Here is a 9,577-nt window from a genome sequence, read left to right as displayed (position 1 = left end):
GATGAAGGGGCGCGGGCGGTAGTGCGGGCGCAGCGGGATTGTTGTGTGGAGGTTGAGGTGGAGGATGCAGGGGTGTTGCGGGATGTGGATACGCCGCAGGGGTTGATGTAGGCATGGGGTGTTTGCCACAACATGTTCTGCGCCTGTGAAAGGTGTTCGCCGAAACAATTTCAGCGCTTATGAGATCGAGCGCCTTGCAGCACAGATACCATCCGGTCTGGTGCATCAGGGTTTTCTGATTGTTGCCAAAATGGCTGTCCAGCTCGCGGCTTGGGAAATATCCTACGACCCGCGTCCTCTGCCATCACCTTCTCAGTGGGAACCTCTGCCCTTAGGCTTCAACCGTCGCCGAATAACTTGGCGATCGGGTGTGGTAACCCGGATGTGCTTGGGGCGTCACAGCTATGGCAGCTGTGCGCGGGAGGCTTCGTGCCTGCCGGGAGCGCCTCCAGCCCGGTTTACCACCTCGCGTACAGCTGCCGCCTAAACCGTGTGGTAACGGCTTGGCGCCAGCTCATGCCTGGAGCAAGCCATGAAAAAAATAGTGCCCGATCCACCCCTACCCTGCACCTCCACCCGCCCCTTTGGCCGCTGCGATGCTGGCCATGATCCCCTCTTCACCGTCAACCCGAACATTTCCGCCGAAGACGCTCTGGTCCATGTAGCCCTGTACCTGCGCAGCGCCTACGAAACCGGCTACAAAGCTCTGGACTACATGCGCGAAGAGGGCCGTGGCATGTTCTGGTCGAACCTGCATGCGATTGAAATGGCAGAGGGGGTGGTCGAGGCAATCCTCGATGGGATCGAGTCGACCCCGCCACCGACGAACCGACCCTCACAGCCATAGCGCAGCTTTCAGAGCCGACGCAGCACCTGTGGGAGCGGGCGCGCCCGCGAATACCGGCAAAGCCGGTGCCATCCACCGCGGTGGCTTCTTCGCGGGCATGCCCGCTCCCACAGGGCACGGCTCAGGGAATGAGTACTGTCGACCCTACAGTCCGCCGCGCCGACAGCTCTGCCTGCGCCTTGGCCGCCTCACTCAGCGGGTACCTTTGCTGGATATCCACAACCAGCTTGCCACTGCCAATCATCGCAAACAGGTCATCGGCCATGGCTTGGGTGTTTTCGGCATTGTTGGCATAGGTCGCCAAGGTCGGCCGGGTCACATACAGCGAGCCCTTCTGCGCCAGAATTCCCAGGTTCACCCCGCTGACCGCACCCGAGGCATTACCGAAGCTCACCATCAGCCCGCGCGGTTGCAGGCAGTCCAGCGATGTCAGCCAGGTATCGGCGCCAACGCCGTCGTACACCACTGGGCATTTCTTGCCGTCGGTCAGCTCCAGTACCCGCTTGGCCACGTCTTCATGGCTGTAATCGATGGTCGCCCATGCGCCCAGCGCCTTGGCCCGCTCAGCCTTCTCGGCAGAACTCACAGTGCCGATCAGCTTGGCACCCAACGCTTTCGCCCATTGGCACGCCAGCGAACCCACGCCACCGGCGGCCGCATGGAACAGGACCACGTCACCCGCCTTCACCTGGTAGGTTTGCTTCAGCAGGTACTGCACGGTCAACCCCTTGAGCATCACCGCCGCTGCCTGCTCGAAGCTGATGTTGTCGGGCAGCTTGACCAGGTTGGCCTCCGGCAGCGTGTGAACCTCGCTGTATGCGCCCAGCGGGCCGCCGGCATGGGCCACGCGGTCACCCACCTTCAGCCGGGTCACGCCTTCGCCCACGGCCTCGACCACACCGGCCGCTTCGGTGCCCAGCCCCGAAGGCAGTGATGGCGGTGCATACAGCCCGCTGCGGAAATAGGTGTCGATGAAGTTCAGGCCGATCGCATGGTTGCGCACGCGCACCTGCTGGGGCCCCAGCGGGGCGGGTTCGAATTCCACAAACTGCAGCACTTCGGGGCCGCCATGCTGGCTGAACTGGATACGCTTGGCCATCTCGTACTCCTGTAGTCGGGATCGGGAAAGGCCTTCTATCGGACGCCTTTGCTTGATCGCCGTCAACTGCGGCACGCGCGCTGGCGGTGTTATGCTACGCGGCGAATTCTTCCCTGCCCGTTCCTGGTGACCCGATGACTAGCCGCACCGAGGCCGTGAAAGCCTACCTGCTCGACCTGCAAGACCGCATCTGCTCTGCCCTCGAAAACGAAGACGGCGGTGCCCGCTTCGTCGAGGATGCCTGGGTGCGCGAAGCCGGTGGCGGGGGGCGTACGCGGGTGATCGGCGAGGGCAAGCTGATCGAGAAAGGTGGGGTCAACTTCTCCCACGTGTTCGGCGCCGGCCTGCCGCCGTCGGCCAGCGCCCACCGCCCGGAGCTGGCGGGCCGGGGCTTCGAGGCCTTGGGCGTGTCGCTGGTGATTCACCCGTACAACCCGCATGTGCCCACCTCGCACGCCAATGTGCGGTTCTTCATTGCCGAGAAGGAAGGCGAAGAGGCGGTGTGGTGGTTCGGTGGCGGTTTCGACCTGACCCCATACTACGGCGTCGAGGAAGACTGCATTCACTGGCACCGCGTGGCCGAGCAGGCATGTGCACCCTTCGGTGCCGATGTGTACCCGCGCTACAAGGCCTGGTGCGACCGCTACTTCCACCTCAAGCACCGTGGCGAGCCACGCGGCATTGGCGGGCTGTTCTTCGACGACCTGAACGAGTGGGGCTTCGACACTTGCTTCGCCTTCATCCGTGCCATTGGCGATGCCTATGTCGACGCCTACCTGCCGATCGTCCAGCGCCGCAAGCACACCCCCTATACCCCGCAGCAGCGTGAGTTCCAGGAATACCGCCGCGGCCGCTACGTGGAGTTCAACCTGGTCTACGACCGCGGCACCCTGTTCGGCCTGCAGTCGGGCGGGCGCACCGAGTCCATTCTCATGTCGCTGCCGCCACAGGTGCGCTGGGGCTATGACTGGAAGCCGGCACCGGGCAGCGAAGAAGCGCGCCTGACCGACTACTTCCTGCAAGACCGCGACTGGCTTGGCCAGTAAGCCTGTGGATAACCAAGGAGCCGCCATGGACCAGTACGTCGTTTTTGGTAACCCCATCGGCCACAGCAAGTCGCCGCTGATTCACCGCCTGTTTGCCGAGCAGACCGGCCAGGACCTGGAATACGCCACCCTGCTGGCGCCGCTGGATGAGTTCAGCGACTGCGCACGCGGCTTCTTCAAGCAAGGCAGCGGCGGCAATGTCACCGTGCCGTTCAAGGAAGAGGCCTACCGCCTGTGCGACAGCCTGACCCCGCGTGCCCAGCGCGCTGGCGCGGTGAACACACTGAGCAAGCTGGCTGACGGCACTTTGCAAGGTGACAACACCGATGGCGCCGGCCTGGTGCGTGACCTGACGGTGAATGCCGGAGTCGAGCTGACGGGCAAGCGCATTTTGATTCTCGGTGCCGGTGGTGCAGTGCGTGGCGTGCTGGAGCCGATCCTGGCGCACAGGCCGCAATCGCTGGTGATCGCCAACCGTACCGTGGAAAAGGCCGAGCAACTGGCGCGGGAGTTCGATGAGCTGGGGCCGGTGGTGGCCAGCGGGTTTGCCTGGTTGCAGGAGCCGGTGGATGTGATCATCAACGCCACTTCAGCCAGTTTGGCCGGGGAATTGCCGCCGATTGCCGACAGTTTGGTCGAGGCAGGGCACACGGTTTGCTACGACATGATGTATGGCAAGGAACCTACGCCGTTTTGCCAGTGGGCGCAGAAGCTGGGCGCGGCCAAGGTGCTGGATGGGTTGGGGATGCTGGCTGAGCAGGCCGCTGAGGCGTTCTTTATCTGGCGTGGGGTACGGCCGGATACCGCTCCGGTGTTGGCTGAGTTGCGCCGGCAATTGGCTCGGGGCTGAAATTGCCGGGGCCGCGTTGGGTCGGCGTACACCCATCCCTTGTGGGAGCGGCCTTGCGTCGCGATGGGCTGCAAAGCAGCCCCTAATCTCAACCCAACCTCATTCCTCAAATCGGATAGGGCACAACTGCGCCCCTTCCAGCTTCTGCAATTCCTCGATCACCTGCGGCCTGGCCCGGTGCAAGGTCAGGCTCCCGCCCAGGCGCCGCAAGCGCCGTGCCTCGCGGTGCAACATGTCTACACCCGAGTAGTCGATGAAATTCACCTGCCGCGCATCGATCACCACATGCGGGCCTTGGCACAGCTGCAAACGTACTTGCAGGTAGTGCGCCGCGCCAAAGAAGATCGAGCCACCTACCCGCAGCACATCCGCTTCACCTTCGCGGCTTTGCTGCACCCGTGGCCGTGATGTGCGTTTGAGGTAGAAGAACAGCGACGCCAGCACCCCGGCATAGATCGCCGTCTGCAACTCCAGCAGCAAGGTTGCCGCCGCCGTCAGCGCCATTACCAGGAACTCCGAACGGCTGACCCGGAACAGCGCGCGGATGGCTTGGCGGTCCACCAGCCCCCAGCAGATCAACAGAATGCTGCCGGCCATGGCGGGGATCGGCAACTGCGCGATCAAGCCAGCACCGGTGATGGCGAACAGCGCCACCCATAACGCCGAAAACACCCCGGCCATGGGGGAGCGGGCACCTGCTTCGTAGCTCAGGCCTGAACGGGTGAAGGAGCCAGCAGACAGGTAACCCGAGAAGAACGCGCCAACGATGTTCGACACGCCCTGGGCGCGAATTTCCTGATCAGGGTCGATCAGCTGTTCCGAGCGTGCCGACAACGACCGGGCAATCGACAGGCTGGTGACCAACCCCAGCATACCTACCGCCACGGCACTGGGCAGCAGGCGCAGAATCAGCTCCACGTCCAGCAAGGGCAGCGGGCTCAAGGGTGGAAGCTGGCCGGTGAATGCCGCGACCCTCGGCACATGGCCAAACCAACCCGGCAGCAGCCAGGCCATCAGGCTCACCGCGATCAGGCTTATCAACAGGCTGGGCCAGCGCGGGCGCCAGAGTTTGAGCGCCACACCGATAACCACGGTGGCCAGGCCTAACAGCAAGGATGGCACATTGATTTCGCCGGCATGGTTGGCCAGGTCCTGTACGGTTTTCAGCGCCGTGGCCTGGCTGGGCAGGTCCATGCCCAGCAGGTTCGGCAATTGCCCCAGGGCAATGACGACCGCGGCGCCAAGGGTGAAGCCGAGCACTACGGAATGCGAGACGAAATTGACCAGCGCACCGAAGCGCAGCAGCCCCAGCAGCAGTTGAAAGACCCCGCCGAGGAAGGTGAGCAGCAGCACCAGCGTGATGTAGTCCGAACTGCCAGCCACGGCCAATGGGCTGATGCTGGCGTAGAGCACGATGGAGATGGCCGCGGTCGGGCCGCAGATCAGGTGCCAGGACGAACCCCACAGGCAGGCGATCAATACCGGCACGATGGCGGCGTACAGGCCGTATTCGGCAGGCAGGCCGGCGATCAGGGCATAGGCGATGGACTGCGGGAGCGCGAGGATGGCACCGCCCAGGCCCACCAGCAGGTCCTGGCGCAGGCTGCGGACCGATTGGCGCGGGAGCCAGGCGAGGAATGGCAGCAGGTGGATGATACGATGCATGGGTTATCCACAATCCTTGATTTAATGCACCTGACCTGTGGGAGCGGGCATGCCTGCGAAGAAGCCACCGCTATAGATGGCACCGGCTTTGCCGGTGTTCGCGGGCATGCCCGCTCCCACAGGTTAGGTGTATTGCGGGTGAGTTCATAGTTTGGCTTTGACGGCCTCCAAGGCATCGCCATCGGCTTTGGTGGTGACCCCGGCCAACCACTCCTCCAGTAACTCGGGGTGCGTCTTGACCCAAGCCCTGGCCGCGTCGTCGAAGCTGATCTTCTTGTCCACAACCTGGGCCATGATGCTGTTTTCCATGTCCAGTGTGAACTTCAGGTTGCCCAGCAGCTTCGCCGCATTCGGGCAGGCTTGTGGATAACCCTTGCGCGTCAGGGTGTACACCTGGCCTTTGCTGCCGAACCATTTTTCCCCGCCCGTGAGGTAGTGCATCTTCAGCTTCACATTCATCGGGTGTGGCGTCCAGCCTAGGAAGGTGATGAATTGCTGCTTCTTCACGGCGCGGTCGACCTGCGTCAGCATCGCCTGCTCGCTGGATTCGACCAGTTTCCACTGGCCAAGGTCGAACTCATTGTTGTCGATGATCTGTTTGAGCGACAGGTTGGCCGGTGCGCCGGAACCGATGCCGTACAGCTTCTTGTCGAACTGGTCGGCGTGCTTGTGCAGGTCGGCGAAATCCTTGACCCCGGCATTCCAGACGTAGTCCGGCACGGCCAAGGTGAACTCGGTGCCTTCCAGGTTGCGCGACAACTGCTGCACATCCCCATTGGCGACGAACTTGTCATGAAAGCCCTGGTGCGCCGGCATCCAGTTGCCAAGGAAGGCATCCACACGGCCGTCCTTCAGGCCACCGTAGATGATCGGCACGGCCAGGCTGTCGATCTTCACCTGGTAGCCCAGACTTTCCAGTAGCAGCCGGGCCACGGCGTTGGTCGTGGCTATGTCGCTCCAGCCAGGGTCGGCCATTTTTACCGTGCTGCATTGTGCATCGTCGTCGGCGGCGTGGGCCGGGGTGATACCCAGGCCCAAGGCCAGGGTGAGTACGGCGGCGGAAAACGTGTGCATGGCGGCCTCTTCTCAATCCAGGGGGGCGGGCTGTGGGTAACGTGCCTTGCGCTCGAGGTCGTCGAGATCAATGTGGTTACGCATGTACTGTTGGCTGGCATCTACCCATGGTTGATGGTCCCAGCTGTGCAGCTTGCCGGTAGCCAGCGCTTCGGCCACCAGGCGGCGACGGCGCTGGCTGGCCAGTACCTGCTGGCGCAAGCTGGGCATGTCCCAACGCTGTCGGGCTTCATCGACGAACGCCTGCAGCAGTGCCTGGTGGTCCGGGCTGCTGGCGAGGTTCTCCCGCTCGTGCGGGTCGCGGTCAAGATCATAGAGTAGGCAAGGGTCGTCTTCGCCGTACACGAATTTGTAATGCCCGCGGCGGATCATCATCAGCGGCCCGACAGTGCCTTCGGCCATGTATTCGCCGATCACTTCGTCGTGGCCGCCCTGCCCTTGCAGGTGGCCAAGCAGTGAGCGGCCATCCAGATGCAGGGTGTTATCCACAGCCCCGCCCGCCAATTCGACCAGGGTCGGTAACAGATCGCAGGTCGATACCGAGGCGCTGACACGGCTGGCGGCAAAGCGCTGCGGTGCATGAACCAACAGTGGCACCCGCGCCGACATTTCGAACCAGTGCATCTTGTACCAAAGGCCACGCTCGCCGAGCATGTCGCCGTGGTCGCCGGAGAACACGATCAGGGTGTCGTCGGCCAGGTCGCACTCTTGCAAGGTCTGCAGCAGCTTGCCGATGTTGTCGTCGATGTAGCTGCAGGCGCCGAAATAGGCCCGGCGTGCATCGCGGATCTTGTCCACGGGCAGCGGTTTGTTCCACAGGTCATAGACCTTGAGCAGGCGCTGCGAATGCGGGTCCAGTTCTGCCTGGCTGAATTCGGTACCAGGCATGGGGATATCCACACCCTCATAGCGGTCCCAGTAGTGCTTGGGAATGGTGTACGGATCGTGTGGGTGGGTCATCGACACGGTCAGGCAAAACGGCCGGCCGTCGTTCTCGCGCACGTGGTCGTAGAGGTACTGGCGCGCCTTGAACACCACCTCCTCGTCGAAATCCAGCTGGTTGGTACGCACGCAGGGGCCTGCCTGCAGTACCGAGGACATGTTGTGGTACCAGCTTGGGCGCACATCCGGCTCATCCCAGTTCACTGCCCAGCCATAATCGGCCGGGTAGATGTCGCTGGTCAGGCGTTCCTCGTAACCATGCAGCTGGTCCGGGCCGCAGAAATGCATCTTGCCCGACAGCGCCGTGCGGTAGCCCAGGCGGCGCAGGTAGTGGGCGTAGGTCGGTACGTCGGCGGGGAAATCTGCAGCATTGTCGTAGGCACCGATGCGGCTTGGGAGCTGGCCGCTGACCAGGGTGAAGCGCGACGGCGCACACAGCGGGCTGTTGCAGTAGGCTGAATCGAACACCACGGCCTGCTCGGCCAGGCGGCTGAGGTGCGGCATCTGAATGGGTGAAGGCCCATAAATGGGCAGCAGGGGTGCGGCCATTTGGTCGGCCATGATGAACAGGATATTCGGGCGTGTCATGCTGGCTTCCATCGTTGAAGGTTATGCGAACCGCTTGCCTATCAAGATGCGACTGTGGATAACATGGGTAAAGCCCATGGCGGGCAATGACTGGGATTAGCCAAGCTTATGTTTGAGCGCTTTGCCGAACTGTCGTTGGATACGTTGCGGGTGTTCGAGGCCGCGGCCCGTTTGCGTGGCTTCACTGCGGCGGCCCTGGCGCTGGGCACCACCCAGCCTGCGGTAAGCCAGCAGGTAAAACGGCTGGAGGCGCAGTTGGGCACACGCCTGTTCGATCGGGTGTACCGCGGGATCGAACTCACCGAGGCCGGCCAGCTGTTGTTCGAGCATGTGCACCAAGGGTTGCAGGCCATGGACGAAGGTATTGCCCAGGTCAGTGGGCGCGGCCAGCGTGAAGTGCTGCAGGTGGCCACCGACTTCGCGTTCGCGGCGTTCTGGCTGATGCCGCGCCTGCAGCGCTTTCACGAGGCTTATCCACACGTGGATGTCAGCCTGGTGACCGGTGAGCGCAGCCAGGGCATGTTGCGCCCGGACATCGATGTGGCCGTGCTGTTTGGTGATGGGCGCTTTCATCAGGGCGAAAGCCGCTGGTTGTTCGATGAGGAGGTTTTCCCGGTGTGCAGCCCCCGCCTGATTCATGGCAAACCCATGTCAGCCTTGGCGTTGCAGCGCTTGCCGTTGTTGCACCTCAAAGGTGAGCAGGCCAGCCGCTGGTTTGACTGGGCAGGTGTGTTTCGCGGGTTTGGCGTGGCCAGCCCACCGCCAGCCGGGCAACTGCGGTTCGATAACTACACGCTGCTGATACAGGCGGCGATTGCCGGGCAAGGGGTGGCGATTGGCTGGGGGCACCTGGTGGATGGGCTGGTCGAGCAGGGTTTGCTCTGCCGGCCACTGGAGGGCAGCCTGCGCTCGGAACGCGGTTATTATGCGGTGTTGCCGCCGCGCAAACGCCGGGGCGCGTTGATCGAACGGTTCGTAGGTTGGTTGGAGCACGAGCGAAGCCGGTAAGGGTGAGTTCGGCGCAGAGTCACGCGGGCTTTGGGCCCAGGAGGTATCGTGCAGAGGATCAAGGGTTACCACGCCCACATTTACTATGACGCAGCGACCCTGGAGCAGGCTCGGGCGCTGTGTGAGGAAGCGGCGCGGCTGTTTCCCGTGAGCATGGGGCGCATGCACCAGAAGCCGGTGGGCCCGCACCCGGACTGGAGCTGCCAGCTGGCTTTCGGTCCGGAAGTGGTGGGGGTGGTGTTGCCTTGGTTGGCACTGCATCGCCAGGGTTTGGTGGTGTTCATGCACCCGCTGACCGGTGATGAACTGGCGGACCATCGGGACCATGCGATCTGGATGGGGGCTGTGAGGCCGTTGAACCTGTCGGTTTTTGGGGGCTGAACCTTCAGTGCTCGTGTTGTGCTCATCGCTGGCAAGCCAGCTCCCACGGGGATCGCATCAGGGCTGACAGGTGTTTG

The 9,577-nt window shown here is 63.1% G+C and carries 9 protein-coding genes and 1 pseudogene; 6 read left to right on the top strand and 4 right to left on the bottom strand.

Going from position 1 to position 9,577, the window contains the following annotated elements; all coding sequences use genetic code 11:
- Together GYA94_RS28365 and GYA94_RS25150 are read left to right on the top strand one after the other, a co-directional pair.
- Positions 1-111 (top strand): annotated as a pseudogene (locus tag GYA94_RS28365) (nucleotidyltransferase family protein); the annotation flags it as partial.
- Between the two features lie 421 nt (positions 112-532).
- The gene (locus tag GYA94_RS25150) at positions 533-847 is read left to right on the top strand and encodes a hypothetical protein (RefSeq protein WP_054906115.1); all 315 of its coding nucleotides are present in this window, start codon (positions 533-535) and stop codon (positions 845-847) included.
- Positions 848-968: 121 nt separating this feature from the next.
- On the opposite strand, the gene GYA94_RS25145 is transcribed toward GYA94_RS25150, so the two are convergent.
- Positions 969-1,946 carry an NADPH:quinone reductase gene (locus GYA94_RS25145; protein WP_161893332.1) on the bottom strand — a complete coding sequence of 326 codons (978 nt, stop codon included), beginning with the start codon at positions 1,944-1,946 and terminating at the stop codon, positions 969-971.
- Positions 1,947-2,080: 134 nt separating this feature from the next.
- Between GYA94_RS25145 and hemF the strand changes: the two genes are divergently transcribed.
- Both hemF and aroE read left to right on the top strand, forming a co-directional pair.
- Complete coding sequence (hemF, locus tag GYA94_RS25140; protein ID WP_009682336.1) at positions 2,081-2,992, top strand: oxygen-dependent coproporphyrinogen oxidase; 912 nt, start codon at positions 2,081-2,083, stop codon at positions 2,990-2,992.
- A 25-nt stretch (positions 2,993-3,017) separates the two neighbouring features.
- Positions 3,018-3,842 carry a shikimate dehydrogenase gene (gene aroE / locus GYA94_RS25135; RefSeq protein WP_054911469.1) on the top strand — a complete coding sequence of 275 codons (825 nt, stop codon included), beginning with the start codon at positions 3,018-3,020 and terminating at the stop codon, positions 3,840-3,842.
- A gap of 99 nt (positions 3,843-3,941) precedes the next feature.
- Here aroE and GYA94_RS25130 read toward each other — a convergent pair whose 3' ends face one another.
- From GYA94_RS25130 to betC, 3 genes are all read right to left on the bottom strand, one after another.
- On the bottom strand, positions 3,942-5,507 hold the full coding sequence (locus tag GYA94_RS25130; RefSeq protein ID WP_161893331.1) for a SulP family inorganic anion transporter: 1,566 nt from the start codon (positions 5,505-5,507) through the stop codon (positions 3,942-3,944).
- Positions 5,508-5,651: 144 nt separating this feature from the next.
- Positions 5,652-6,581, bottom strand: a complete 930-nt coding sequence (choX, locus tag GYA94_RS25125; protein ID WP_161893330.1) for a choline ABC transporter substrate-binding protein — start codon at positions 6,579-6,581, stop codon at positions 5,652-5,654.
- Between the two features lie 12 nt (positions 6,582-6,593).
- On the bottom strand, positions 6,594-8,111 hold the full coding sequence (gene betC / locus GYA94_RS25120) for a choline-sulfatase (protein WP_161893329.1): 1,518 nt from the start codon (positions 8,109-8,111) through the stop codon (positions 6,594-6,596).
- 108 nt (positions 8,112-8,219) lie between these two features.
- On the opposite strand from betC, the gene GYA94_RS25115 reads away from it, so the two are divergent.
- Both GYA94_RS25115 and GYA94_RS25110 read left to right on the top strand, forming a co-directional pair.
- Complete coding sequence (locus GYA94_RS25115; RefSeq protein ID WP_161893328.1) at positions 8,220-9,119, top strand: choline sulfate utilization transcriptional regulator; 900 nt, start codon at positions 8,220-8,222, stop codon at positions 9,117-9,119.
- A 48-nt stretch (positions 9,120-9,167) separates the two neighbouring features.
- The gene (locus GYA94_RS25110; protein WP_009682330.1) at positions 9,168-9,500 is read left to right on the top strand and encodes a DOPA 4,5-dioxygenase family protein; all 333 of its coding nucleotides are present in this window, start codon (positions 9,168-9,170) and stop codon (positions 9,498-9,500) included.
- The last annotated feature ends 77 nt before the right edge of the window (positions 9,501-9,577 follow it).

The sequence above is a fragment of the Pseudomonas juntendi genome, from assembly GCF_009932375.1.
Taxonomy (GTDB): Bacteria; Pseudomonadota; Gammaproteobacteria; order Pseudomonadales; family Pseudomonadaceae; genus Aquipseudomonas; species Aquipseudomonas juntendi.
The sequence above is the reverse complement of the archived record's forward strand: the minus strand, read 5'-3'. Positions and strand labels throughout refer to the sequence as shown.